This window comes from Streptomyces sp. NPDC051563, from assembly GCF_044454225.1.
In the GTDB taxonomy this organism is placed as follows: domain Bacteria; phylum Actinomycetota; class Actinomycetes; order Streptomycetales; family Streptomycetaceae; genus Streptomyces.
This window is the reverse complement of the sequence record NZ_JBITDL010000017.1, coordinates 65255-89339: the sequence shown is the minus strand read 5'-3', so window position 1 is coordinate 89339 and position 24085 is coordinate 65255. Positions and strand designations below refer to the sequence as shown.

The window sequence follows — 24085 nt, the reverse complement described above, 5'->3', positions numbered from 1 at the left end:
GCCCCCTGTATCCCCTGCCCTGGTTCCCGTACGAGAGATCGAAGAGAAGCGACATGAGACGTCACACCCTGCCCCTGCTCGCCACACTGATTCCGCTGTCGCTGGCCCTGACCGCCTGCGGCGGCAGCTCGGCCGCCGACTCCGGCGCCAAGGACGGCGCGAAGGACGGCGCCAAGAGCGCTGCGAAGGTCACGCTGAACGTCGGTGACCAGAAGGGTGGTTACGAGTCGCTGCTGCGGGCCGCCGGCGAACTGGACAAGCTCGACTACGAGATCAAGTGGTCCACCTTCACCTCCGGTCCTCCGCTGCTGGAGGCCGTCAACGCCAAGGCGGTCGACATCGGCGGCGTGGGCAACACCCCGCCCGTGTTCGCCGCCGCGGCCAAGTCGAAGATCACGGTGGTGGCCGCCTCGCACGGCTCGTCCAAGGGCGAGGCGATCCTGGTGCCCAAGGGCTCCGCCCTCCAGTCCCCCGCCGAGCTGCGGGGCAAGAAGATCGCGGTGGCGCAGGGCAGTTCGGCGCACTTCCAGCTGATCGCGAGCCTCCAGCAGGCCGGTCTGACCCCGTCCGACGTGCAGATCACCCTGCTCCAGCCGGCCGACGCGCTGGCCGCCTTCAACAGCGGCAAGGTGGACGCCTGGGCGGTCTGGGACCCCTACACCTCCCAGGTGCTGGGCTCCGGCGCCCGCGTCCTCGCCAGCGGTGAGGGTGTCGTCAACGGGCTCAGCTTCCAGGTGGCGGCGCCCGGCGCCCTGGCCGACGAGGCGAAGAGCAAGGCCATCGGGGACTACATCAAGCGCGGCCAGCGCGCCCAGGAGTGGGCCTTCAAGCACCCGGAGGAGTGGGCCAAGGTCTGGTCGAAGGAGACCGGACTGCCGTACGAGGTCGCCCTCGCCGCGGTCAAGCAGACCAACGGCACCCGGGTCCCGGTCGCCGTGGACGACGCCGTCGTGACATCCGAGCAGAAGATCGCCGACACCTTCACCGAGCTGAAGCTGATCCCCGGCAAGGTCGTCTTCAAGGACTTCGTCGACACCCGCTTCAACGCGGACCTGCCGCCCTCCACCACCGCCCCCCGCTCGTACGGGAAGGAATCCTGATGACGGTACGCCTGCACTGGTTCCTGCCGACCGGCGGCGACGGCCGCACCCTGGTCGACCGGCACGCCTACGCCAACAACCACGCGGCCTCCGGGGTGCGCGAGCCCGACATCGAGTACCTCGCACAGATCGCGAAGGCGGCCGAGCGGCTCGGCTTCGAGGCGGTGCTGACCCCGACCGGCACCTGGTGCGAGGACGCCTGGCTGACGACGGTGGCCCTCGCCCAGCACACCGAGCGGCTGAAGTTCCTGGTGGCCTTCCGGCCGGGGGTGATCTCGCCGACGCTGGCCGCGCAGATGGCGGCCACCTACCAGCGGATCACGCGCGGCCGGCTGCTGCTGAACGTGGTGACGGGCGGCGACTCGGCGGAGCAGCGGCGCTTCGGCGACCACCTGGGCCACGACCTGCGCTACGCGCGCACGGCCGAGTTCCTCTCGGTCGTGCGGGGCGTCTGGGGCGGGCAGCCCTTCGACTTCCACGGCGAGCACTACCGGGTCGAGGGCGGGCTGACCGCGGTGCCGCCGGACCCGCTGCCGGAGATCTTCTTCGGCGGGTCCTCGGCCGCGGCGGGTCCGGTGGCCGCCGAGCACGCGGACGTGTACCTGACCTGGGGCGAGCGGCCGCAGGAGGTGAAGGAGAAGATCGACTGGATCCGCTCACTGGCCGAGGAGCGGGGCCGGACGGTGAAGTTCGGCATCCGGCTGCACACCATCTCCCGGGACTCGGCGAAGGAGGCCTGGTCGGCGGCGGACCGGCTGCTCGGCGACCTGGACGACGCCTCCATCGCCGCGGCGCAGGCGGCGCTGGGCGCGAGCGAGTCGGTGGGCCAGCAGCGGATGCTCGCCCTGCACGGCGGCTCGCGCGACAAGCTGGAGATCTCCCCCAACCTGTGGGCCGGGGTCGGCCTGGTGCGCGGGGGTGCCGGTACGGCCCTGGTCGGGAGCCACGGGGACGTGGCGGACCGGATCGAGGAGTACCACGCGCTCGGGATCGAGAACTTCGTACTGTCGGGCTATCCGCACCTCGAGGAGGCGTACTGGTTCGGCGAGGGGGTGACACCGGAGCTCGCGGCGCGCGGCCTGCTCGCGCGCTGAGCCGGGGGGCGGCTCCGGGAAGATCTCGACGGCACTCCCAGTTAGTAGAACCGTGAACGATTTCGCGGTGCAGGACGTGCAGGACGTGGACGTGGCCGTCATCGGCGCCGGGCAGGCGGGACTGTCCGGCGCCTACCACCTGGCGCGGGCGGGCATCGGCCACGTGGTCCTGGACCACGCGCCGCGCCCGGGCGGCGCCTGGCAGTTCCGCTGGCCCTCGCTCACCTACGGCAAGGTCCACGGCATGCACGCGCTGCCCGGCATGGAACTCACCGGCGCCGATCCGCTGCGCCCCTCCTCCGAGGTGATCGGCGAGTATTTCGCGGCGTACGAGGACCACTTCGGCCTCCGCGTGCGCCGGCCCGTGGACGTCACCGCCGTACGTGACGGGGCGGACGGCCGGCTGCTGGTGGAATCCCGGTCCGGGAACTGGTCGGCGCGGGCGCTGATCAACGCCACCGGCACCTGGGACCGGCCGTTCTGGCCGCGCTACCCCGGGCAGGAACTCTTCCGGGGCCGCCAACTCCACACCGCGAACTACCCGGGGCCGATGGAGTTCGCCGGAGCCCGGGTCATCGTGGTGGGCGGCGGCACCTCGGCGGTGCAGCACCTGCTGGAGATCGCCAAGGTGGCGGCGGAGACCACCTGGGTCACCCGCCGGCCCCCGGTGTTCCGCGACGGGAGCTTCGGTGAGGAGCAGGGCCGTGCGGCCGTGGCCCTGGTGGAGGAACGGGTACGGCAGGGACTGCCGCCCCGGAGCGTGGTCAGCGTCACCGGGCTGCCGCTGAACGAGGCGGTCCGCGGCGGGCTGGAATCGGGCGTCCTGGCCCGCCGCCCGATGTTCGACCACCTCACCGGGACGGGGGCCGCCTGGCCGGACGGCAGCCGGGTGGAGGCGGACGTGATCCTGTGGGCCACCGGCTTCCGCCCCGCCATCGACCACCTGGCCCCGCTGCGCCTGCGCGAGCCGGGCGGCGGCATCCGCCTCGACGGCACCCGCGCGGTCCGCGACGAACGGATCCACCTGGTCGGCTACGGCCCGTCGGCCTCGACCATCGGCGCCAACCGCGCCGGCGGCGCCGCGGCACGCGAGATCCACCGCCTGCTCACCCGCACCGGGGCCGAGGTCCGCTGAGGGGCCGCTCACCCCCACTCCGACCTGTCGGCCAGCCGCCGGTACAACCAGAGCCGTGCGCGCCACGGGCGCCGGTGCGCGAAGGGGTCCGGCAGAGTGCGGCGCAGGAACAACGCGTCCAAAGGCTTCACGAGTCGGCCGAGCTCGCCGCGAGCTCGTTCCGGCAGCCTCTCCAGGACCTCGTTCAGCACGTCGCGTGCGTGCCGTACGTCGTCGAAGGAACACCAGCTGCACGAGCAGAACGCCTCCTGCGGGTACAGCGGACGCCTGCCCGGCGGGTGGAGGAACTCGCGGTACCGCCGCAACGCGCGGTCGGTGGCTCCTGGGTGGATGGAGGAGCCGCGGCTGAGGCCCTCGATCCGGTGCACCGCCAGGCTGGCCCCGGTCGAGAGTCCATGAATCCTGAACGGTGGGGTCGGCCCCCCGACGTGGGAGAGCGCTTGTTCCTCGCGCAGTGCGCGGGGCCGTCTACGCGGCATCGGCCTTTCGATACATGATCACCGGGCCATGGTGCCAGGCGCGCCCGTCCCGTCGCATCCGGTTTCCGGCGTCCCTCACGGCGGCCGGGATCCAGGTGCCCGGGAGGGTCGACTCAGGTCGCGCCGGGGGCCGTGCGGAGTCGGTTGAACTCGGCCACGTGCCGCTTGTGCTCCTCGTAGGTCGCCGAGAAGCGGGTGTCGCCCTGCTTGACGGTGACGAAGTAGAGCCAGTTTCCGGGGGTCGGGGCCACCGCGGCGGCCATGGCCTGGAGGCCTGGGCTGTCGATCGGGGTGGGCGGCAGGCCCTGGCGCTCGTACGTGTTGAAGGGGCTGTCGATCTTCGTCTCGCTCAGCTTGGTGTCCACCGTCGAACGGTTCAGCGCGTAGTTGATGGTGGAGTCCATCTGGAGCGGCATCGATTTCGCCAGCCGGTTGTGCACCACCCGGGCGACCTTGCCCATGTCCCCGCGGGTCTCGGCCTCCGCCTCGATGATGCTCGCGAGGGTGGCCGTCTGGTACGGGGTCATCCCGTGGGCCCTGCCGCCGTCCTTGACGGCTTTGGTGGCGAGGCTCTTGTTGGCCGTCTCGACCATGTAGGTGAGCAGTGCGGCCGGGGTGGACTTCGAGGTCACCGGGTACGTGGCCGGGAAGAGGTACCCCTCCGGGTTGCCCTTCGCCTCGGCGGGCAGGGGCAGGGCGGTCGCGGCGGCCGCGGCCTTGGCGGTGCCGGCCGGGAGCTTCAGTTCGCGGTCGATGGCGGCGTAGACCTGTGGGGCCCGCCAGCCCTCCGGGATCAGCAACTGGCGCGGCTTCTCGGGCGCTTGCTCCCCGGGCAGCAGGGGGATCAGCAGGGCTGCCCCGAGTCCGAGGACGGTTCCGAGGAAGAGCGCCAGCCTGCCCCGGCGGGTGAGCCGGGAACGGCGCGGTGACGGCGGCCGGTTCTCATGACGCATGCCGGAACGCTAACCCGCGAACCGCCGGATTCCCGACATCTCACCCGTGTGCCGGTCATACGATCACACGTTCACCGGGGTCGGCTCGGTGCCGCGCAGGGTGTCCGGCTTGAACGTTCCGGGCTTGAGCAGACCCGCCGTGCGCATCTCGGATCCGAGCGCCCCGGACAGGATCCCGCCGGATGCCGCGGCCTCCGGCTTGAGCGCGCTCTCCTGGTCGCGGCGGACGAGGGCGGCGTACCGGCCGTCGGCCTTCAGCAGTTCCTCGTGGGTGCCGCGCTCAGCGATGCGACCTCCGTCGAGCACCACGATCTGGTCGGCGTCGCGGACGGTGGAGAGGCGGTGGGCGATGGTGATGGTGGTACGGCCCTGGGAGAGGTTGTCGATGGCGCGCTGCACGGCGTGCTCGGTGCGGGTGTCCAGTGCGCTGGTGGCCTCGTCGAGGATCAGCACCGGCGGGTCGCGCAGGATGGTGCGCGCGATGGCCAGGCGCTGCTTTTCCCCGCCGGAGAACCGGTAGCCCCGCTCGCCGACCAGGGTGTCGTACCCGTCGGGCAGGGACTCGATGTGCTCGTGGATCTGGGCCGCGCGGGCCGCCTCGGCTATCTCCTCGTCGGTGGCGTCCGGCTTGGCGAAGCGCAGGTTGTCGGCGACGGAGGCGTGGAAGAGGTAGGTCTCCTGCGAGACCACGCCGATGGACCGGGCCAGGGAGTCGAAGTCGAGGTCGCGCACGTCCACGCCGTCGAGGGCGACCCGGCCGCCGGTGACGTCGTAGAGCCGGGGCACGAGGTAGCTCAGCGTGCTCTTGCCGGAGCCGGTCGGGCCGACCACCGCGAGGGAGCCGCCGGCCGGGACGGTGATGTCGATGCCCGTCAGCGTGGGGCCGCTCTTGGCGTCGTAGGAGAAGTGGACGTCCTCCAGGCGGACCTCGCCCTTGGCGCGGTCGAGGCGGACGGGGGCCTCGCGCTCGGTGATGTCCACCGGCAGGTCGAGGTACTCGAAGATGCGGGCGAAGAGCGCGAGGGAGGTCTGGATCTGGACGCCGGTCGACAGCAGGCTCACCGCGGGCCGGAACAGGCCCTGCTGGAGGGTGACGAAGGCGACGAGGGTACCGACCGAGAGCGAGGGGGCCCCGCTCTGCAGGGCTATGCCGGCCGCCCAGTAGATGAGCGCGGGCATGGCGGCCATGACGATGCCGATGGTGGACATCCGCCAGCGTCCGGCCATGCTGGAGCGCACTTCGAGGTCGACGAGCTTCTCGGACTCCTCCGCGAAGGAGGTGGTGAGCGAATCGGCGCGGCCCATGGTGCGGCCGAGGAGGATGCCGCTGACCGACAGGGACTCGGTGACCGTCGCGGCCATCGCGGCCATCTGCTTCTGGCGCTGCGCGGTGATCTTCTTGCGCTCGCCGCCGACACGGCGGCTGATCCACACGAACAGGGGCAGCAGGAGCAGCGAGACGAGGGTGAGCCGCCAGTCGAGCGCGAGCATCGCGACGACGGAGGCGATGACGGCCGTCGCGTTGGAGACGAGGGAGGTCGCCGTGGAGGTGACCGTGGCCTGCATGCCGCCGATGTCATTGGCGATGCGGGACTGCACCTCGCCGGTACGCGTACGGGTGAAGAAGGCCAGCGGCATCCGCTGGAGCTGTGCGTAGACGGCGGTGCGCAGATCGTGCATGACGCGCTGGCCGACGGTGGTGGATATCAGGGTCTGGAGCACGCCGAAGATGCTGGTGACGACCGCGGTCGCGATCATGCCGAGGGCGAGCAGGCTGAGCAGCCCGGTACGGCCCTGCGGGATCGCGACGTCGAGGACCTCCTTCAGCAGGAAGGGGGTGGCGACTCCCACCAGGGAGGAGGCGGCGACCAGGACGCCGACGACCGCGAGACGGCCCCGGTAGGGCCGGAAGAGACCGACGATGCGGCGCAGCTCGCGCGGCCGCTCGTCCGGGGCGGGACCACGGGGGTCGAGGGATTCTTTCGAGGGTTCCCACTCGGGTTCTTTGGGGCGCATGGGCCTCCTTCATGACAGGTGACGAGACTCGAATGAGCATAGCTCATTGTTACCTATACTCACAATGAATCCGGTCCTGATATCGTTCCCATTATGAGGACCGCAGCATGAGCACCGCTCCCGAGACCGCAGACGGCACCGACACCACGGACGGCGTGCTCGCCGAGCAGCTGCTCCGCCTGACCCGGCGGCTCCACCGCATCCAGAAACGCCATCTGGAGCCCCTCGGGATCACTCCGGCCCAGTCCCGGCTGCTGCGCACCGTCGCCCACCTCTCGGCGGCGCAGCCGCCCCGGATGGCGGATCTCGCCGCCCGCCTGGAGGTGGTGCCCCGTGCCGTGACCACCCTGGTCGACGGGCTGGAGGGCGCCGACTGCGTCCGCCGCGTGCCCGACCCGGCGAACCGCCGTGTCATAAGGATCGAGCTCACCGACACCGGCCGCGCCACGCTGCGCCGCCTGCGCAACGCGCGAACCGGAGCCGCAGAGGAGATCCTGGCTCCATTGACCGCAGATCAGCGCGAGGTGCTCGGCGGTCTGCTGAACGCTCTGGCGGACGCTCCGGCGGAGCACGGCTGCTGACGGGCGACGGTCCGGCCGGGACCGGGCCGGGGCTGCGCCGAACGAGTGAGTCCGACCGACACGGCGCGAGTTGAGGGGCTGCAGATGCCACTGCTGGAACCGAAGCCGGGGGCCCTGCGCCCGCGCACCATCGGCGGCCCCGCCCCCGACCGGGTGCCCGACCGCGCCGCGACGGGCACCCCCGAGCCGCTGCGGAGCGAGCTGGCCGGGCTGCTGGGCGCCGACAAGGTGCTCTCGGGCATCTCCGACCTGGTCCGGTACGCCTCCGACGCCTCCCCCTACCGGTTCCTGCCGCAGGTCGTCGTGGTCGCCGAGGACATCGACGACGTCTCCGCCGTCCTGTCCTACGCCCACGGCAAACAGCGCGAGGTGGTCTTCCGGGCCGCCGGGACCTCGCTCAACGGCCAGGCCCAGGGCGAGGACGTCCTCGTCGACGTCCGCCGCCACTGGTCCGGGGTCGAGGTGCTCGACGAGGGCCTGCGGGCCCGCATCCAGCCCGGCACCACCGTCGTGCGCGCCAACGCCGCGCTCGCCCGGCACGGTCGCGTCCTCGGCCCGGACCCGGCCAGCGCCATCGCCTGCACCCTCGGCGGGGTCGTCGCGAACAACGCCTCCGGCATGACGGCGGGCACCACGAGGAACTCGTACCGCACCCTGTCCTCCCTCACCTTCGTCCTGCCGAGCGGCACCGTCGTGGACACCGCCGATCCGCGGGCCGACGAGGAGCTGGCGCACGCCGAGCCCGCCCTGTGCCAGGGCCTGATGGAGATCAAGAAGGAGATCGAGGCCGATCCGGAGCTCGTCGCCCGCATCAGGGCCAAGTACGAGATCAAGAACACCACCGGCTACCGGCTCGACGCCTACCTCGACGGCGCCACCCCGGTGGAGATCCTGCGCGGGCTGATGGTCGGCTCCGAGGGGACGCTCGGCTTCATCGCCGAGGTCGTCTTCGACACCCTGCCGCTGGACCGCGAGCTGACCAGCGCCCTGCTCTTCTTCCCCTCGCTGCCCGCCGCGGCCGCCGCCGTACCGCTCTTCAACGAGGCGGGGGCGCTGGCCGTCGAGCTCATGGACGGCAACACCCTGCGCGCCTCGGTGAGCGTCGCGGGCGTCCCCGCCGACTGGGCCGCCCTGCCCAAGGACACCACCGCGCTGCTCGTGGAGTTCCGGGCCCCGGACGAGGCCGGCCGCGCGGAGTACGAGCGGCGGGCCGCCGGGGTGCTGGCCGGACTGGACCTGGTGGCCCCGGTGGCCTCGGTGACCAATGCCTTCACCCGTGACGCCAAGACCATCTCCGGTTACTGGAAGGCCCGCAAGGCCTTCGTCACCGCCGTCGGCGGCGCCCGCGCCTCCGGCACCACCCTGATCACCGAGGACTTCGCGGTCCCCCCGTCGCGGCTGGCCGAGGCCTGCGAGGCCCTCCTCGAACTCCAGGCGGAACACGGCTTCGACGCCGCCGTCGCCGGCCACGCCGCCCACGGCAACCTGCACTTCCTGCTCGCCTTCGACGCCGCCCGGCCCGCGGACGTGGAGCGGTACGCCGCGTTCATGGACGCCTTCTGCCGGCTCACCGTGGAGCGCTTCGACGGCTCCCTGAAGGCCGAGCACTCCACCGGCCGCAACATGGCCCCCTTCCTGGAACTGGAGTGGGGTCCGCGGGCCACCGAGATGATGTGGCGCACCAAGCGGGTCGTCGACCCCGGCCTGGTGCTGGCCCCGCGGATCCTCCTGGACCGCGATCCGAAGGCCCACCTGCGCGGGCTCAAGACCATCCCGCAGGTGGAGGCCGTCGCCGACCCCTGCATCGAGTGCGGGTTCTGCGAACCGACCTGCCCCAGCGAGGACCTCACGACCACCCCGCGCCAGCGGATCGTGCTGCGCCGCGAGATGATGCGCCAGCAGCCCGGCTCCCCCGTGCTCGACGGGCTGCTCGGCGCCTACGGGTACGACGCCGTGGACACCTGCGCCGGGGACTCCACCTGCAAGCTCGCCTGTCCCGTCGGCATCGACACCGGCGCCCTGATGAAGGACTTCCGCCACCGCCGGCACAGCCCGCGCGAGGAGCGCGCGGCCGAGCTCGCCGCCCTGCGGTTCGGCGCCGTCGAAGGGGCCGCCCGGCTGGCCGTGGCCGCCGCCGACAAGATCACCGACGCCGTCGGGGACCGGATCCTGCAGGCCGTGACGGGGGCCGCGCGCAAGGCCGTACGGCCCGACCTGGTCCCGGAGTGGCTGCCGCAGATCCCCGGCGCCGCGGCCCGCGAGCTGCCCGCCACCCGGCGGGTGGGCGCCGCCGCGGTCTACTACCCGGCCTGCGTCAACCGGATCTTCGGCGGCCCCGACGGAGCGTCCGGTCCCTCCCTGCCCGAGGCCGTGGTGGCGGTGTCCGAGCGGGCGGGCCGGCCCATGTGGATCCCCGGGGACGTCCGGGGCACCTGCTGCGCGACGATCTGGCACTCCAAGGGGTACGACGCCGGCAACCGGGTGATGGCCAACCGGATCGTGGAGGCCGCCTGGGGCTGGACGGCCGGTGGACGGCTACCGCTGGTGGTCGACGCGTCCTCCTGCACCCTGGGCATCGCGCACGAGGTGGTCCCGTACCTGACGGACGACAACCGCGCGCTCCACGCCGAGCTGCGGATCGTCGACTCCATCGTCTGGGCGGCCGAGGAACTGCTGCCGCACCTGGAGGTCCGGCGCACGGTGGGCTCGGCGGTGCTCCACCCCACCTGCTCGATGCGGCACCTGGACGACGAGGCGCAGCTGCGGGCGGTGGCCGAGGCCTGCGCCGACGAGGTGGTGGTCCCCTACGACGCGGGGTGCTGCGCCTTCGCCGGCGACCGCGGCATGCTGCACCCGGAGCTGACCGAGTCGGCGACGGCGCGCGAGGCCGCCGAGGTGACGGCGCGGGAGTTCGACGCGCACCTGTCGGCGAACCGGATGTGCGAGGTGGGCATGGACCGGGCCACGGGCCGCAGCTACTACTCGGCGCTGCTGGAACTGGAGCGCGCCACCCGACCCTAGGCCCGGGTGGCGCGACACCCGACGGGTTCTCCGGTCAGACCACGGTCACCTGGTGGCGCACCACCGCGTCGAACAGGTAGCCCTGCGTGTTGTAGGGCGTGGTCTCCGGCTGGGTCCGTCCGGTGGCGTCGGTGGCCCGGGCGAGCAGCGCGGTCGGGCCGGCGGCCCGCGGGGTCCACGGCACTGACCAGCGCACCCAGCTGCCCCGGCGCGGGGCGTCGTGCAGCCGCGCCCGCTGCCAGCGCACCCCGCCGTCGGTGCTGACCTCCACCCGGCGCACGGGCGCCGCGCCCGACCACGAGCGGCCCGTCAGCAGCCGCGTGCGGTGGGCGGACACCGTCGCACCGTGCTCCAGCTCGAAGGCGCTCTTCAGGGTCTGGCGGGTCAGCGGGGCGCTGCCCTGCGGCGGCTGGTCGGGCCCGAACATCCGGTACAGGTCGGTGTTCCACGGGGTGTAGAGGGCCTGCCCGCTCACCTCGATGTCCCCGACCCACTTGATCGAGGAGATCCCGATCCAGTTCGGTACGACCACCCGGACCGGGCCTCCGTGGTCGGGCGGCAGCGGCTCGCCGTTCATCTCGTACGCGAGGATCACGTCGTCGAGGGCCTTCGAGACGGGCAGCGGGCGCCTTACGTGCCCCAGGTTCACCCCGTTCGTGACGACCTCGTCGTCCAGCCCCCGGGGCAGTACGTCGACGGCCCTGCGGGTCAGCCCCGCGAGCCTCAGGACGTCGGACAGCCGGGCGCCGCGCCAGTGGGCCACGCCGATCGCGCCGAGGGTCCAGGCGGTTCCGGTCACCTGCTGCCCTTGCTGGGTGGTGTAGAAGCTCCGGCCGTTGCCCGCGCACTCGATGAACAAGGTCCGCTCGACCGCCGGCAGCGCGCGCAGCCGGTCGTAGGAGAACTCGACCGGCCCGCCGGTCAGGGCATCGCCCCACACCTTGAGCCGCCAGTCGTGCGCGTCGAGGCGCGGGGTGACGGTGTGGTTGCGCACGAAGAACCGGTCGATGGGTGTCAGGGGGCCCGTGCCGCGCAGGGCGGCGAAGTTCGTCTCCGCGTTGGTGCCGCGGAGGGTGAACAGCTCGGGCGGGAGCGGCTTCACGGTCCCGGGCGCGACGGCGGCGGTCGTCGCGGCGGCGCCGGCGGCTGCGTTCCCGGCTGCGCCCGTCGTGGAGGCTTCGGCGGTTCCGGCGGCGCCGAGGCCCAGGGAGCCGGCCGCGGCCCCCGCGGCGAACAGTTTCAGCAGCTCGCGGCGGTCCACCCCGGAGGAGCGGGCGCGGCCGCGCGCCCACTGCCGCAGGCGCGCACGGTCGTACTGGCTCTCGTCCGACAGGTCGAGGGGCATGGCGGCACACTCCTTGGTCGTGATTCCCGACGGACCGTAGAAGCCGGGCCCCACTTGCGGGAACCTCCTCGCCCGGATGGCCATGAACCTGCAACACGGCCGCAATGAGGGACGGTTCGCGCCCGCCGGGTGAGCAGACCCTGCGGCGAAGAGCTGTGGCCAACGGAAAATCGATTGCCCCGGACCGGTCCGGAACGCGAACCTTGCACGGTTTGGAACACTCGACCAGTCATGGGGCGTCATGCAGATCAGCGACCTTCCGTATCCGGACCCAGGGGTACCCGACGCTCGCTCCGGCCCCCGCTTCCTCTGGTGGCTGGGGCGGGGCCAACTCGGCGGACAGGCCAAAAGCCTGTGCTGGGGGCTCCTTCACTTCGGCGGCATCGCGGGACTGCCGTACACCGTGGGCCTGGGCATCGACGCGGTCGTCGACCGCGACGGTGCCCGGCTGCTGTGGGTCGGCGGCCTGATCGCGCTGCTCGGCGTGGCGATCTCGCTCGGCGACGCGATGCTGCACCGTACGGCCGTCACCAACTGGATCACCGCCGCCGCGCGGGTCCAGCAGCTGCTCGCCCGCAAGACCGCCGAGCTGGGTTCCGCCCTGACCCGGCGGGTCGCGGCCGGCGAGGTGGTGGCGGTGTCCACGGGCGACGTGGAGAAGATCGGCTGGTTCGTCGAGGCGGTCTCCCGCTTCCTGGCCGCCGCCCTGACCCTGGTCGTCGGCTGCGTCGTCCTGCTCTTCTACGCGCCCACCATCGGCGTCGTCGTAGCCATCGGCATGCCGGTGCTCGCCCTGGCCGTCCTGCCACTGCTGCCGCGCGCCACCCGGCGCGCCGACGTCCAGCGGGAGAAGGCCGGCAAGGCCACCGAACTGGCCTCGGACACCGTGGCGGGGCTGCGGGTGCTGCGCGGCATCGGCGGCGAGGAGCTGTTCCTGGGCCGCTACCGCGAGGCCTCCCAGCAGGTCCGGGAGGCGGCGGTGCACAGTGCCCGGATGTGGGCGCTGATCTCCGCGATCCAGGTGCTGCTGCCGGGCGCACTACTGGTCACGGTGGTCTGGTACGGGTCGGCGCTCGTCCTGGACGGCCGGCTGGACGTCGGCGAACTCGTCGCGGCCTTCAGCGCGGTGGCGACCATGCTCTACCCGCTGCGCCACTTCGAGGAGATCGCGATGGCGTACTCCTTCTCCCGTCCCTCCGCCAAACGGGCCGCCCGGGTGCTGTCGCTGACCCGGAGCGAAGCGCGGGCGGAGTCCGGTACGGAGGCGGAGGCGGTTGTGGAGGAGGCCGGTCCGGAGCCGGTCGTCTCCACCGAGATCCCGCAGGCCCCGGCCCCCGGCGGAGACCTGTACGACCCCGGGACCGGGATGCTGGTCCCCGCGGGCCGGTTCACCGCCGTGGTGTGCGGGGATCCCGACCTGGCGGGCCGGCTCGCCGAACGCCTGGGCGGGCACCCGATGGACTCCGCGGCCGGGCCCTCCGTCCTCCTGGGCGGGGTCGCGCTGGACGAGCTCGCGCTCGACACCGCGCGCACCCTGGTCCTCGTACAGGACAAAGATCCGGTGCTGCTCTCGGGGACGCTGCGCGAGCTGTTCGACGTACCGGCGTCCGGAGCGGTCGAAGCGCCGGCGGCGCTCGCGGCGGCCCAGTGCGCGGACGTCCTGGACGCCCTGCTGCAGTCCGCCCCGGACGGGGTGGACGATCCGATGGACGCGCGCATCACCGAGCGCGGCCGCTCGCTGTCCGGCGGGCAGCGCCAGCGGCTGGCGCTGGCGCGGTCCCTGGTGACCGACCCCGAGGTGCTGGTGCTGGACGAGCCGACCTCGGCGGTCGACTCGCACACCGAGGCCAGGATCGCGGACGGGATCTCGGCCCTGCGCGCGGGTCGCACGACGGTGGTGCTGGCCTCCTCGCCGCTGCTGCTGGACCGCGCCGACCGGGTCGTCCTGATCCACGAGGGCAAGGCGGCGGCGAGCGGCACGCACCGCGAGCTGCTGCACGGCGATCCGCGCTACCGGGCGGTCGTCACCCGCGAGACCGAGGAAGAGCAGCGGACCGAGGAAGAACAGCGGCTCCCGCGGCTGGAATCCGTACTGACAGAGATCGAGGAATCCGCATGATCGGCGTGGCGCCGCCGGAGTACGATCCGGCCGCCCCCGAAACGGCCGCGACCCTGCCCGTGGGCAGCTCGGCGACCGTACGGGGCTACGTGCGCGGCCTGTTCGGCCGCCACCGGCGGGCCTTCCTGGTCCTGGTGGGGGTCAACACGGTCGCGGTGATCGCCTCCATGGTCGGCCCGTACCTGCTGGGCCAGGTCGTGGACCGGCTCTCGGAAGGGGCCCGCGAACTCCATCTGGGCCGGGTGGGGCTGCTGTTCGCCCTGGCGCTCGGCGTCCAGACCGTGTTCGTGCGGCTGGTCCGGCTGCGCGGGGCGATGCTCGGCGAGGAGATGCTGGCCGACCTGCGCGAGGACTTCCTCGTACGGTCGGTGGGGCTGCCGCCGGGCGTGCTGGAGCGCGCGGGCACCGGTGACCTCCTGTCGCGGATCACCACGGACATCGACCGGCTGGCCAACGCGATGCGCGAGGCCGTGCCGCAGCTCGCCATCGGCGTGGTGTGGGCGGGACTGCTCTACGGAGCGCTCGCGGTGACCGCGCCGCCGCTGGCGCTCGCCGCACTGGTGGCGCTGCCCGTGCTGGTGATCGGCTGCCGCTGGTACTTCAAGCGGGCGCCCCGGGCCTACCGTTCGGAGGCGGCCGGGTACGCGGCGGTCGCGGCCGTGCTCACCGAGACGGTGGACGCGGGCCGCACCATCGAGGCGCACCGCCTCGGCGGGCGCCGGATCGAGCTGTCGGAGCGGCGGATCACCGAGTGGGTGGCGTGGGAACGGTACACATTGTTCCTGCGCACGGTCCTGTTCCCCGTCGTCAACGTCACCTACGTGACGATCCTCGGCTCGGTGCTGATGATCGGCGGGTACTGCGTGATCCAGGGCTGGATGTCGCTGGGGCAGCTGACCACGGGCGCCCTGCTGGCGCAGATGATGGTCGACCCGATCGGTCTGATCCTGCGCTGGTACGACGAGTTGCAGATCGCGCAGGTCTCGCTGGCCCGGCTGGTGGGCGTGCGGGAGATCGAGCCCGACGCGGGTGACGCGGGCGTCTCCCCCGAGGGCCGGGACGTCCGGGCGGACCGGGTGCACTTCGGGTACCGCGAGGGCGTCGACGTACTGCACCAGGTGTCGATGGCGGTGCCGCCGGGCACCCGGATGGCCCTGGTCGGGCCTTCGGGCGCCGGCAAGTCCACGCTGGGCCGGCTCCTGGCGGGCATCTACGCGCCGCGGACCGGCGAGATCACCCTCGGCGGGGCGCGGCTGTCGCAGATGCCGGCGGAGCGGGTGCGCGAACACGTGGCCCTGGTCAACCAGGAGCACCACGTGTTCGTGGGCTCGCTGCGGGACAACCTGCGGCTCGCACGCACGGGGGCCGGTGACGCCGAGCTGTGGGCGGCGCTCGGCGCGGTAGACGCGGAGGACTGGGCGCGGGCGCTGGACGCCGGTCTGGACACCGAGGTCGGCTCGGGCGCCGCGGCCCTGACCCCGGCGCAGGCCCAGCAGATCGCGCTGGCCCGGCTGGTGCTGGCCGATCCGCACACGCTGGTGCTGGACGAGGCCACCTCGCTGCTGGACCCGCGCGCCGCACGGCACTTGGAGCGTTCGCTGGCCCGGGTGCTGGACGGCCGAACGGTGATCGCGATCGCGCACCGGCTGCACACCGCGCACGACGCGGACGTGATCGCGGTGGTCGAGGGCGGCCGCATCACCGAGCTCGGCCCGCACGACGCCCTGGTGGCGGCCGACGGCGCGTACGCCGCTCTGTGGCGCTCCTGGCACGGCTGACCGGCGCCGCGCCGCCTGCCCCGGACCCCGCCCACGGGGTCCGGGGCGGGTCTGTCCGATGCGGTCCCCGTCTGGGATGCTGGAGGCCGGGCTGGACGGGGGGCGGACGGTGTTCACGGAACCGATGGCGCGAGCCGTTGTGGAACCGGCGGTACTCGAGCTGGTGCGGCGATACCCCCGCGGCAGGCCGTTCTCCACCACGGTCTCGCTCGGCGGGGACGACTTCAGCATGTGCGCCCACGTGCGGGCCCAGTGGGCGGCACCCGGGCAGGTGAAGATCGCGCTGGCCTGCTGGGTCGTCAACAAGGACACCGCGCGCTATCTGGGTGGCAGCCCGCCGGCCGTGGAGGAGATGCGCCTGCCGCCGGAAGGCACGGCGCGGTGGGACGAGGAACTGACCAGCCGGGTGATCGGCCACCTCGCAGCGCGCATGAACGCTCTTTCCGCCGCCGTGGCGACCGGCGACGACCACCTCACCGTCACCGTGCCGCTCGTCCTGACGTAGTCCGGGGACCGGAGCGGGACCGGCCGGCGGCCCGATGGGCGGGCCCGGCTGTCAGAAGAAGCCGAGGGCCGAGGCTCCGCCGACTCCGCCGAGGAGCATGAACACGGGCATCAGGACCTTGAGCTCCACCCAGCTGCCGGCGCGGAAGCGCATCATCTTCGGCGGGCCGATCGGGTACCAGCGCTTGCCCGCGATGGGCAGCGGCCACAGGATCGGGCAGCCGGAGACGGTCAGCGCGTCGCCGATGTCGTGGACCAGGGCGCCGAGCACGATCGGCAGGCCGAGCCACAGGTATTCCTGGCCGGGGTCGGTGAAGAGCCAGCCGGAGCCGTTGCCGGGCTGGTCGAGGACGCCCGCCAGTATCCAGGCGCTGGTCGCGCCGAGCAGCCAGACCAGGACGTCGCTGGACATGCGGGCGGCGCGCCACAGCAGGCCTTCGACGGCGAGGACCAGGTGGACGAAGAGGAGGGCCAGAACGCCCCACCGGTCCGTGGTGACGGCGAGAGCGGAGGCGCCGGCGCCGATCAGGACGGCCCAGACCCAGGTGTGCGTCAGGGTGCGGTGGCCCCCGGTGCGGCGGGCGTCGCGCGGGGCCCGGGTGGCTTTGTAGACCGCGTAGGAGATCTTGTCGACCACCTCGCACAGGGCCCGGGAGAGCGGACCGAAGGCGCGGGAGATCGTCGCCGACTTGTGGTCCAGGTCGGGGGCGAGGGCGGCACCGGCGCAGATGAGCGCGCCGACGACGAGGACGGGCCAGGGCATCGGGTGCCCGGCGGCCGCAGCCGCGGCGCCCACCCCCAGCCAGGCCGCTGCCCCGGACAGTGAGTGCGCCGGACCCATCATGGTCGTTCCCCGCCCCGGTGGTGTGCTGGTCGGGCCCTGTCGACGGTGTCGTTCGGGCCGCATCGACGGCACAGCGTACCGTCGATGATCTTCCTTCTGTCCTCCGGTTCCCTGATCCGGGCGGAAGCCAGGCAAGATGGGGGGTGTGACCCTCATTGATCAGCTCCCGCCGAACGCCGACCCCGACGCCCTCTTCGAGGCTTTCTCCTCGTGGGCGGAGGACCAGGGCATCACCCTGTACCCGGCCCAGGAGGAGGCGCTGATGGAGGTGGTCACCGGCGCGAACGTGATCCTGTCCACCCCGACCGGCTCCGGCAAGAGCCTGGTGGCGGCGGGCGCGCACTTCACGGCCCTGGCACAGGACAAGGTCACCTTCTACACCGCGCCGATCAAGGCGCTGGTCTCGGAGAAGTTCTTCGACCTGTGCAAGCTCTTCGGCACCGAGAACGTCGGCATGCTGACCGGCGACGCCTCGGTGAACTCGGACGCGCCGGTGATCTGCTGCACCGCCGAGGTGCTGGCCTCGATCGCCCTGCGCGACGGCAAGTACGCGGACATCGGCCAGGTCGTGATGGACGAGTTCCACTTCTATGCGGAGCCGGACCGCGGCTGGGCCTGGCAGATCCCGATCCTGGAGCTGCCGCAGGCGCAGTTCGTGCTGATGTCGGCGACGCTCGGCGACATGAAGCGGTTCGAGGAGGACCTGACCCGGCGCACGGGCCGGCCCACCTCGATGGTGCGCTCCGCGACCCGGCCCGTGCCGCTGTCGTACGAGTACGTCACGACGCCGATCACCGACACCATCACCGAGCTGCTGGAGACCCGGCAGGCCCCCGTCTACATCGTGCACTTCACGCAGGCCCAGGCGGTCGAGCGGGCGCAGTCGCTGATGAGCATCAACATGTGCACCCGCGAGGAGAAGGACAAGATCGCCGAGCTGATCGGCAACTTCCGCTTCACCACCAAGTTCGGCCAGAACCTCTCGCGCTACGTCCGCCACGGCATCGGCGTGCACCACGCGGGCATGCTGCCCAAGTACCGCCGCCTGGTGGAGAAGCTGGCCCAGGCCGGCCTGCTGAAGGTCATCTGCGGCACCGACACCCTCGGCGTCGGGGTCAACGTCCCGATCCGCACGGTGCTGTTCACGGCGCTGACCAAGTACGACGGCACCCGGGTCCGCACGCTGCGCGCCCGCGAGTTCCACCAGATCGCCGGCCGCGCCGGCCGGGCCGGCTTCGACACCGCCGGATACGTGGTGGCCCAGGCCCCCGAGCACGTCATCGAGAACGAGAAGGCCCTCGCCAAGGCGGGCGACGACCCGAAGAAGCGCCGCAAGGTGGTCCGCAAGAAGGCCCCCGAGGGCTTCGTGGCCTGGTCGGACACCACCTTCGAGAAGCTCATCGCCGCCGACCCGGAAGCGCTGACCTCGCGCTTCAAGGTCACCAACATCATGCTCCTGTCGGTCATCGCCCGCCCCGGCGACGCCTTCAAGGCGATGCGGCACCTGCTCGAGGACAACCACGAGCCGCGCAAGGCCCAGCTGCGCCACATCCGGCGGGCCATCGCCATCTACCGCTCGCTGCTGGACGGCGGCGTCGTCGAGAAGCTGGACACCCCGGACGCCGAGGGCCGCACGATCCGGCTGACCGTCGACCTCCAGCAGGACTTCGCGCTGAACCAGCCGCTGTCCACCTTCGCGCTGGCCTCCTTCGACCTGCTGGACCCCGAATCCCCCTCCTACGCGCTGGACATGGTCTCCGTGGTGGAGTCCACCCTGGACGACCCGCGCCAGATCCTCGCCGCCCAGCAGAACAAGGAACGCGGCATGGCCGTGGGCGCGATGAAGGCCGACGGGGTCGAGTACGAGGAGCGGATGGAGCGGCTCCAGGAGATCACCTACCCCAAGCCCCTCGAAGAGCTGCTCCTGCACGCCTACGACGTGTACAGCAAGAGCCACCCGTGGGTCCGCGACCACCCGGTCTCCCCGAAGTCGATCATCCGCGACATGTACGAGCGCGCGATGACCTTCACCGAGTTCACCTCCTATTACGAGCTGGCGCGCACCGAGGGCATCGTGCTGCGCTACCTGGCGAGCGCCTTCAAGGCGCTGGACCACACCATCCCCGACGACCTCAAGTCCGAGGACCTCCAGGACCTGATCGAGTGGCTCGGCGAACTGGTCCGCCAGGTCGACTCCAGCCTGCTCGACGAGTGGGAGCAGCTGGCGAACCCGGAGGTGGAGACGGCGGAGCAGGCCCAGGAGAAGGCCGACCAGGTCAAGCCGGTCACCGCGAACGCCCGCGCCTTCCGCGTCCTGGTCCGCAACGCCATGTTCCGCCGGGTGGAGCTGGCGGCCCTGGACCACGTCAACGTGCTGGGCGAGCTCGACGGCGACTCCGGCTGGGACGCCGACGCCTGGGGCGAGGCCATGGACGGCTACTGGGACGAGTACGACGACCTGAGCACGGGACCCGACGCCCGCGGCCCCAAGCTGCTCCAGATCGAGGAGGACGCGGCGCACGGGCTGTGGCGCGTCCGCCAGACCTTCGCCGACCCCAACGGCGACCATGGCTGGGGCATCAGCGCCGAGGTGGACCTCGCCGCCTCCGACGAGGAGGGCCGGGCGGTCCTGCGCGTCACCTCGGTCGGCGAACTCGGCCAGCTCTGACCGCCTCCCACCGGATCCGCCCGGTGGGGGCCCCGCCCCGCAACCGACCGGCGCCGACGCGGCCGCCGGGACCGACAGTGGAGATCCTCTGATGACGAACCCCGCCGAGAGGCTGGTCGATCTGCTCGACCTGGAGCAGATCGAGGTCAACATCTTCCGGGGCGCCAGCCCCCAGGAATCCCTCCAGCGCGTTTTCGGCGGCCAGGTCGCCGGCCAGGCGCTGGTCGCGGCAGGCCGCACCACGGAGGGCGACCGGCCCGTCCACTCCCTCCATTCGTACTTCCTGCGCCCCGGCATCCCCGGAGTGCCGATCGTGTACCAGGTGGAGCGGGTGCGCGACGGGCGCTCCTTCACCACCCGCCGGGTCACCGCGGTCCAGCAGGGCAAGACCATCTTCAATCTGACCGCCTCCTTCCATCAGCCGGAGGAGGGCAGCATCGAGCACCAGCTGCCTCCCCGCCTCGACTTCCCGCACCCGGACACGCTCCCGAAGGTCGTGGACGAGATCCGCGAGCACCTGGGCACGCTGCCGGAGGCACTGGAACGGATGGCCCGCCGCCAGCCCTTCGACATCCGCTACGTGGACCGGCTCCGTTGGACCCCCGAGGAGCTCAAGGACGCCGATCCGCGCAGCGCGGTGTGGATGCGCGCCGTCGGCCCGCTGGGCGACGACCCGCTCGTGCACACCTGCGCCCTCACCTACGCCAGTGACATGACCCTCCTCGACGCCGTGCGCATCCCCGTGGAGCCCCTGTGGGGCATGCGCGGTTTCGACATGGCCTCCCTCGACCACGCCATGTGGTTCCACCGGCCCTTCCGGACGGACGAGTGGTTCCTGTACGACCAGGAATCCCCCATCGCCCACGGCGGCCGGGGCCTGGCCCGCGGCCGCATCTACGACCTCGAGGGCAGGCTGCTGGTGTCGGTGGTCCAGGAGGGGCTCTTCCGCCCGTACGGCGCCAAGGCGTCCACGCCGGCCGTGTCCCCGCAGTAGTCCCCCTCTCCTCTCTCCTTCCCGATGAACTGAGTGCTTCCATGCCCACGCCGGCTCCCGCCGTCCCCTGCCCCTGCGGGCTGCCCGCCGCCTACCCGGAGTGCTGCGGCCGCTTCCACTCCGGTGAGCGGCAGGCGCCCACCGCCGAGCTGCTGATGCGCTCCCGCTTCAGCGCCTTCGCGGTCGGCGACACCGCCTACCTCCTGCGGTCCTGGCACCCGTCGACCCGGCCGGGCGTGCTCGAGCTGGATCCCGGGCAGCGCTGGGAACGGCTGGAGATCCTGGCCACCGAGCGCGGCGGGATGTTCGAGACGGAGGGCTCGGTGGAGTTCCGGGCGCACTACCGCGAGGGCCGGCACACCGGCTCACTGCGCGAGCACAGTTCCTTCGCCCGGGAGAACGGGGCCTGGGTCTACGTCGGTCCCCTCTCCCCCGTCGACTTCGACTGACCCCTCGCTCCGGTGAGGGCGAAGTCGAGGCTGGTGCGGTACCAGCCGATCTCGTCCGGTGTCACCGCGCGCAGCAGCCGGGCCGCCACCTCGGCGGCCGCCGGGACCTGCGGGTGCCCGTAGGGCGGGGGCGGGGCGAGCGCCCGGAGCAGGATGCGCTCCGCCTCGTCGGGCACGATCGTGCGCACGTCGTCCTCGGGGAGCACGGAGGCCAGCACGGCGGCCCGCTCCCAGGGGTCGGCGGTCCGTCTCAGCAAGAGTCCGACATGCCGTTCCCGCCATGTCCGGGGGCGCAGGTCGGCCCCGGCCGCGACCAGCTCCCGGTCCGGCGGCGGCGCACTCCCCCGCAGCATCCCGGGCTCGCGTGCCGCGAAGTCCCGTAGCTCCGCGGTCAGATAGAGCCACACCACCACCCGGTAGCGGTTGATCCGGTATCCCACCGGAGGGAGGTGTCCGCAGCGCGCGAGCCGGGTGAACCGGCTCGGGCCCACCCCCAGGACGGCGGCCGCGGCCCCCGTTCCCGCGACCGTGGCCACCCGCACGCGCAGCGCATCGGGAGATCCCTCGGCCGACCGGACCCGGTCGATCTCGGTCCGGGTGTACCGCGCGGCCCCGGCGGGCCCTTGGGGGCCGGCCCGTACGATGCCCAGCTGGACGGCGCGGGCCAACTCGCTGCGGCTCAGCCCCAGCTCCCGGGCGGCCGGACCACCGCCCAGCAGCCCGGCGGCGGCCTCCCCGCACCCGTCCGGCGCCATCGCCGCCACCCGTACCGTCTGCGCCGTCTGGACGGTCTGCGCCATCTGAACGGGCTGCGCCATCTGGACCGTCTGCGTCATCTGTGCCGTCTGCGTCATCACGCTCTCCCCACCAAAGTGATTACTGTGCGTGAAGAACGTAACTCAGAGCGACGAAACCCCGCAGGGCCTGTGGACAACCCGCACGGCGGGACGTCAACCGCCCGGTTCAGCCGCCGGTGATCCGCCGCTCCGCGACACCCAGGTGCTCCCCCACCCGGTTGACCAGCAGCGTCATCTCGTAGGCCACGTGCCCGATGTCCGCCTCGGAGGCGCTCAGCACGCACAGGCAACTGCCCGCGCCCGCCGCCATCACGAAGAGGACCCCTTCGTCGTACTCGACCATCGTCTGCCGGACCTCACCCGCCCGGAAGTGCCTCCCCGAGCCCTTCGCCAGGCTCTGCAGGCCCGCCGCGACGGCCGCCAGGTGCTCCGCGTCCTCCCGTGCCAGTCCCGCGCTCGCGCCCGTCACCAGGCCGTCGTTGGAGAGCACCACCGCGTGCCGCACCTGCTGCACCCGCCGCGTCAAGTCGTCCAGCAGCCAGTCGAGCTGCTTGTCCAGCGCCATATACAGTCCCTCCCCGTCGACGCGGCCGGACCGGCCGCGCCGCACCCCGCATGGTCGTGCCGCCAGCCTTCCCCACCAGGGGCTTTCCGGCAAGGAGGATGGACCCATGGTGAAGAAGATGACTGAAGAGGAATGGCGGGAGTTCGTCTCCCGCTCCACCCGCACCGGAAAACTGTCCACCGTCCGGGAGGACGGAAGCCCTCACATCGCTCCCATCTGGTTCGTTCTCGACGGCGACTCCTTCGTGTTCAACACCGGGAAGGACACCGTCAAGGGGCGCAATCTGGCCCGCGACGGCCGCGTCGCCCTCTGCGTGGACGACGACCGGCCGCCGTTCTCCTACGTCGTCCTCCAGGGCCGGGCCGAGATCAGCGAGGACCTGGACGCGATGCTCCCCTGGTCGACCAGGATCGGCGCCCGCTACATGGGAGCGGAGAACGGCGAGGCCTTCGGCCGCCGCAATGCCGTCCCCGGGGAACTCCTCGTGCGCGTCGCCATCGACAAGGTGATCTCCGCCGCCGGTGTGGCCGACTGACGGCAGCGCCCGCACGAACCCCTCGCGGGACCCTTACGGCGCCCGCACCGCCCGTGCGCCGCGGGCCGGTTCACACCGAATCGGCCCGCGGCTCCACCGACTCCACCGACTCCAGCAACCGTGCCGTGTGCACCCGTCCCGCGTACTCCACCAGCCGGATCAGCACTTCCTTCCCCGAGTCCTTGTCCCGTGCGTCGCACAGCACCACCGGCGTCCCCTGATCGAGGTCCAGGGCCCGCGCGACCTCGTTCGAGGCGTACCGGCGCGCGTTCGCGAAGCAGTTGACGGCCACCACGAACGGGATCTTGCGGTGCTCGAAGTAGTCGACGGCCGGGAAACAGTCCTCCAGCCGCCGCGTGTCGGCCAGGACCACGGCGCCCAGCGCACCCTGCGACAGCTCGTCCCACAGGAACCAGAACCGGTCCTGCCCCGGGGTCCCGAACAGGTACAGCGACAGCCCCGACCTGATCGTGATCCGCCCGAAGTCCATGGCCACGGTGGTGGTCGTCTTCTGGTCGACCCCTCCCGTGTCGTCGACGAGTTCCCCGGCCTCGCTGAGCAGTTCCTCGGTGCGCAGCGGCCGGATCTCGCTGACCGAGCCGACCAGGGTCGTCTTCCCGACTCCGAAGCCGCCCGCCACGAGTATCTTCAGCGCGAGCGCGGCCAGTTCCTCGCCGCCCGCGTCGGCCGGCGCCGGCTCGTTGTCGTGCAGTCCCATCACAGCGCTCGCAATCCCTCGATGACTTCACGCAGAATCCGCTCGTCCGGCAGCTGTGCGGGCGGCACCGGCCGGCTGACCTTGACGTGGCCGGCCTCCAGCAGGTCCCCGAGCAGGACGCGCACCACGCCCACGGGCAGGTCCGCGTCCGCCGCGAGTTCGGCCACCGACTGGGTCTCGTCCCGGCACAGGCCCAGCAGTGCCCGGTGTTCCGGGCCCAGCAGGGACTCGGCGGCCGCGTCGGTGCCCGCCGGGTCCACGACGACCAGCGCGATCAGGTCGAACCGGACCCCGTGGGGTCCCGGCTTCGTGCGCCCGCCCGTCATGGCGTACGGACGGACGAGCGGGCCCGCGTCGGCGTCGTACCACCGGCCGTTCGTGCTCAAGGCG

Annotated in this window: 21 protein-coding genes; 12 read left to right on the top strand and 9 right to left on the bottom strand. The window is 72.3% G+C overall.

All coding sequences use genetic code 11. The annotated features are described in order from the left end of the window. Positions 1-53: 53 nt before the first annotated feature. Genes ACIA8F_RS21365 through ACIA8F_RS21355 form a run of 3 tightly spaced genes read left to right on the top strand, consistent with a single transcriptional unit; the run spans position 54 to position 3329 of the window. Positions 54-1100, top strand: a complete 1047-nt coding sequence (locus ACIA8F_RS21365; RefSeq protein WP_399380830.1) for an ABC transporter substrate-binding protein — start codon at positions 54-56, stop codon at positions 1098-1100. Further along, positions 1100-2194, top strand: a complete 1095-nt coding sequence (locus ACIA8F_RS21360; RefSeq protein WP_399380828.1) for an LLM class flavin-dependent oxidoreductase — start codon at positions 1100-1102, stop codon at positions 2192-2194. Before ACIA8F_RS21365 ends, ACIA8F_RS21360 begins: the two co-directional genes overlap by 1 nt. Positions 2195-2246: 52 nt before the next feature. Beyond that, positions 2247-3329, top strand: coding sequence for an NAD(P)-binding domain-containing protein (locus tag ACIA8F_RS21355; RefSeq protein WP_399380826.1), 1083 nt, complete (start codon positions 2247-2249; stop codon positions 3327-3329). An 8-nt stretch (positions 3330-3337) separates the two neighbouring features. On the opposite strand, the gene ACIA8F_RS21350 is transcribed toward ACIA8F_RS21355, so the two are convergent. The 3 genes from ACIA8F_RS21350 to ACIA8F_RS21340 all read right to left on the bottom strand — a co-directional run bounded on the left by ACIA8F_RS21350 (position 3338) and on the right by ACIA8F_RS21340 (position 6777). After that, positions 3338-3808, bottom strand: coding sequence for a hypothetical protein (locus tag ACIA8F_RS21350; protein WP_399380824.1), 471 nt, complete (start codon positions 3806-3808; stop codon positions 3338-3340). A gap of 113 nt (positions 3809-3921) precedes the next feature. After that, complete coding sequence (gene mltG / locus ACIA8F_RS21345; protein WP_399380823.1) at positions 3922-4761, bottom strand: endolytic transglycosylase MltG; 840 nt, start codon at positions 4759-4761, stop codon at positions 3922-3924. A 63-nt stretch (positions 4762-4824) separates the two neighbouring features. Then, positions 4825-6777, bottom strand: a complete 1953-nt coding sequence (locus tag ACIA8F_RS21340) for an ABC transporter ATP-binding protein (protein ID WP_399380821.1) — start codon at positions 6775-6777, stop codon at positions 4825-4827. Positions 6778-6884: 107 nt separating this feature from the next. Between ACIA8F_RS21340 and ACIA8F_RS21335 the strand changes: the two genes are divergently transcribed. Then, the gene (locus tag ACIA8F_RS21335) at positions 6885-7358 is read left to right on the top strand and encodes a MarR family winged helix-turn-helix transcriptional regulator (protein WP_399380820.1); all 474 of its coding nucleotides are present in this window, start codon (positions 6885-6887) and stop codon (positions 7356-7358) included. An 84-nt stretch (positions 7359-7442) separates the two neighbouring features. Beyond that, the gene (locus ACIA8F_RS21330; protein WP_399380818.1) at positions 7443-10379 is read left to right on the top strand and encodes an FAD-binding and (Fe-S)-binding domain-containing protein; all 2937 of its coding nucleotides are present in this window, start codon (positions 7443-7445) and stop codon (positions 10377-10379) included. 34 nt (positions 10380-10413) lie between these two features. Here the strand turns inward: ACIA8F_RS21330 and ACIA8F_RS21325 are convergent, their stop codons facing one another. Then, the gene (locus ACIA8F_RS21325; protein WP_399380816.1) at positions 10414-11724 is read right to left on the bottom strand and encodes a sulfite oxidase; all 1311 of its coding nucleotides are present in this window, start codon (positions 11722-11724) and stop codon (positions 10414-10416) included. Positions 11725-11965: 241 nt separating this feature from the next. Here ACIA8F_RS21325 and ACIA8F_RS21320 point away from each other — a divergent pair, with 241 nt between their 5' ends. The 3 genes from ACIA8F_RS21320 (at position 11966) to ACIA8F_RS21310 (ending at position 16126) form a co-directional block, all read left to right on the top strand. After that, on the top strand, positions 11966-13843 hold the full coding sequence (locus ACIA8F_RS21320) for an ABC transporter transmembrane domain-containing protein (protein ID WP_399380814.1): 1878 nt from the start codon (positions 11966-11968) through the stop codon (positions 13841-13843). Then, positions 13840-15621: an ABC transporter ATP-binding protein gene (locus ACIA8F_RS21315; protein WP_399380812.1), complete on the top strand. Its 1782-nt coding sequence runs from the start codon at positions 13840-13842 to the stop codon at positions 15619-15621. Before ACIA8F_RS21320 ends, ACIA8F_RS21315 begins: the two co-directional genes overlap by 4 nt. 163 nt (positions 15622-15784) lie before the next feature. Continuing rightward, positions 15785-16126 carry a hypothetical protein gene (locus ACIA8F_RS21310; protein ID WP_399380810.1) on the top strand — a complete coding sequence of 114 codons (342 nt, stop codon included), beginning with the start codon at positions 15785-15787 and terminating at the stop codon, positions 16124-16126. A gap of 51 nt (positions 16127-16177) precedes the next feature. Here the strand turns inward: ACIA8F_RS21310 and ACIA8F_RS21305 are convergent, their stop codons facing one another. Then, positions 16178-16969: a metal-dependent hydrolase gene (locus ACIA8F_RS21305; protein WP_399380807.1), complete on the bottom strand. Its 792-nt coding sequence runs from the start codon at positions 16967-16969 to the stop codon at positions 16178-16180. 145 nt (positions 16970-17114) lie between these two features. On the opposite strand from ACIA8F_RS21305, the gene ACIA8F_RS21300 reads away from it, so the two are divergent. From ACIA8F_RS21300 to ACIA8F_RS21290, 3 genes are all read left to right on the top strand, one after another. Beyond that, positions 17115-19637, top strand: a complete 2523-nt coding sequence (locus tag ACIA8F_RS21300) for a DEAD/DEAH box helicase (protein WP_399380805.1) — start codon at positions 17115-17117, stop codon at positions 19635-19637. Positions 19638-19728: 91 nt separating this feature from the next. Then, a complete protein-coding gene (locus tag ACIA8F_RS21295; protein WP_399380803.1) occupies positions 19729-20631 on the top strand; it encodes an acyl-CoA thioesterase in 903 nt (300 codons plus the stop codon). A gap of 41 nt (positions 20632-20672) precedes the next feature. Beyond that, the gene (locus tag ACIA8F_RS21290) at positions 20673-21080 is read left to right on the top strand and encodes a YchJ family protein (protein ID WP_399380801.1); all 408 of its coding nucleotides are present in this window, start codon (positions 20673-20675) and stop codon (positions 21078-21080) included. On the opposite strand, the gene ACIA8F_RS21285 is transcribed toward ACIA8F_RS21290, so the two are convergent. Then, entirely contained in the window at positions 21044-21934 is an 891-nt protein-coding gene (locus ACIA8F_RS21285; RefSeq protein ID WP_399380799.1) for a DUF6397 family protein, read from the bottom strand. The genes ACIA8F_RS21290 and ACIA8F_RS21285 overlap by 37 nt on opposite strands. 109 nt (positions 21935-22043) lie before the next feature. Beyond that, positions 22044-22442: a roadblock/LC7 domain-containing protein gene (locus tag ACIA8F_RS21280; RefSeq protein ID WP_399380798.1), complete on the bottom strand. Its 399-nt coding sequence runs from the start codon at positions 22440-22442 to the stop codon at positions 22044-22046. A gap of 106 nt (positions 22443-22548) precedes the next feature. On the opposite strand from ACIA8F_RS21280, the gene ACIA8F_RS21275 reads away from it, so the two are divergent. After that, positions 22549-22977: a PPOX class F420-dependent oxidoreductase gene (locus ACIA8F_RS21275; RefSeq protein ID WP_399380796.1), complete on the top strand. Its 429-nt coding sequence runs from the start codon at positions 22549-22551 to the stop codon at positions 22975-22977. 70 nt (positions 22978-23047) lie between these two features. Here ACIA8F_RS21275 and ACIA8F_RS21270 read toward each other — a convergent pair whose 3' ends face one another. Both ACIA8F_RS21270 and ACIA8F_RS21265 read right to left on the bottom strand, forming a co-directional pair. Then, positions 23048-23695, bottom strand: coding sequence for a GTP-binding protein (locus ACIA8F_RS21270; protein ID WP_399380794.1), 648 nt, complete (start codon positions 23693-23695; stop codon positions 23048-23050). After that, positions 23695-24081, bottom strand: a complete 387-nt coding sequence (locus tag ACIA8F_RS21265; RefSeq protein WP_399380793.1) for a DUF742 domain-containing protein — start codon at positions 24079-24081, stop codon at positions 23695-23697. Before ACIA8F_RS21265 ends, ACIA8F_RS21270 begins: the two co-directional genes overlap by 1 nt. Positions 24082-24085 lie beyond the last annotated feature (4 nt).

What these genes read in the sequence shown, in the direction of transcription:
- ACIA8F_RS21365 (WP_399380830.1), top strand. Translation starts at nt 54, where the DNA reads ATGAGACGTCACACCCTGCCCCTGCTCGCCACACTGATTCCGCTGTCG.
- ACIA8F_RS21335 (WP_399380820.1), top strand. Translation starts at nt 6,885, where the DNA reads ATGAGCACCGCTCCCGAGACCGCAGACGGCACCGACACCACGGACGGC.
- ACIA8F_RS21270 (WP_399380794.1), bottom strand. Translation starts at nt 23,695, where the DNA reads ATGGGACTGCACGACAACGAGCCGGCGCCGGCCGACGCGGGCGGCGAG.
- ACIA8F_RS21350 (WP_399380824.1), bottom strand. Translation starts at nt 3,808, where the DNA reads ATGCCGCGTAGACGGCCCCGCGCACTGCGCGAGGAACAAGCGCTCTCC.
- ACIA8F_RS21305 (WP_399380807.1), bottom strand. Translation starts at nt 16,969, where the DNA reads ATGATGGGTCCGGCGCACTCACTGTCCGGGGCAGCGGCCTGGCTGGGG.
- ACIA8F_RS21275 (WP_399380796.1), top strand. Translation starts at nt 22,549, where the DNA reads ATGGTGAAGAAGATGACTGAAGAGGAATGGCGGGAGTTCGTCTCCCGC.
- ACIA8F_RS21330 (WP_399380818.1), top strand. Translation starts at nt 7,443, where the DNA reads ATGCCACTGCTGGAACCGAAGCCGGGGGCCCTGCGCCCGCGCACCATC.
- ACIA8F_RS21290 (WP_399380801.1), top strand. Translation starts at nt 20,673, where the DNA reads ATGCCCACGCCGGCTCCCGCCGTCCCCTGCCCCTGCGGGCTGCCCGCC.
- ACIA8F_RS21360 (WP_399380828.1), top strand. Translation starts at nt 1,100, where the DNA reads ATGACGGTACGCCTGCACTGGTTCCTGCCGACCGGCGGCGACGGCCGC.
- ACIA8F_RS21315 (WP_399380812.1), top strand. Translation starts at nt 13,840, where the DNA reads ATGATCGGCGTGGCGCCGCCGGAGTACGATCCGGCCGCCCCCGAAACG.
- ACIA8F_RS21285 (WP_399380799.1), bottom strand. Translation starts at nt 21,934, where the DNA reads ATGACGCAGACGGCACAGATGACGCAGACGGTCCAGATGGCGCAGCCC.
- ACIA8F_RS21295 (WP_399380803.1), top strand. Translation starts at nt 19,729, where the DNA reads ATGACGAACCCCGCCGAGAGGCTGGTCGATCTGCTCGACCTGGAGCAG.
- ACIA8F_RS21320 (WP_399380814.1), top strand. Translation starts at nt 11,966, where the DNA reads ATGCAGATCAGCGACCTTCCGTATCCGGACCCAGGGGTACCCGACGCT.
- mltG (WP_399380823.1), bottom strand. Translation starts at nt 4,761, where the DNA reads ATGCGTCATGAGAACCGGCCGCCGTCACCGCGCCGTTCCCGGCTCACC.
- ACIA8F_RS21340 (WP_399380821.1), bottom strand. Translation starts at nt 6,777, where the DNA reads ATGCGCCCCAAAGAACCCGAGTGGGAACCCTCGAAAGAATCCCTCGAC.
- ACIA8F_RS21280 (WP_399380798.1), bottom strand. Translation starts at nt 22,442, where the DNA reads ATGGCGCTGGACAAGCAGCTCGACTGGCTGCTGGACGACTTGACGCGG.
- ACIA8F_RS21325 (WP_399380816.1), bottom strand. Translation starts at nt 11,724, where the DNA reads ATGCCCCTCGACCTGTCGGACGAGAGCCAGTACGACCGTGCGCGCCTG.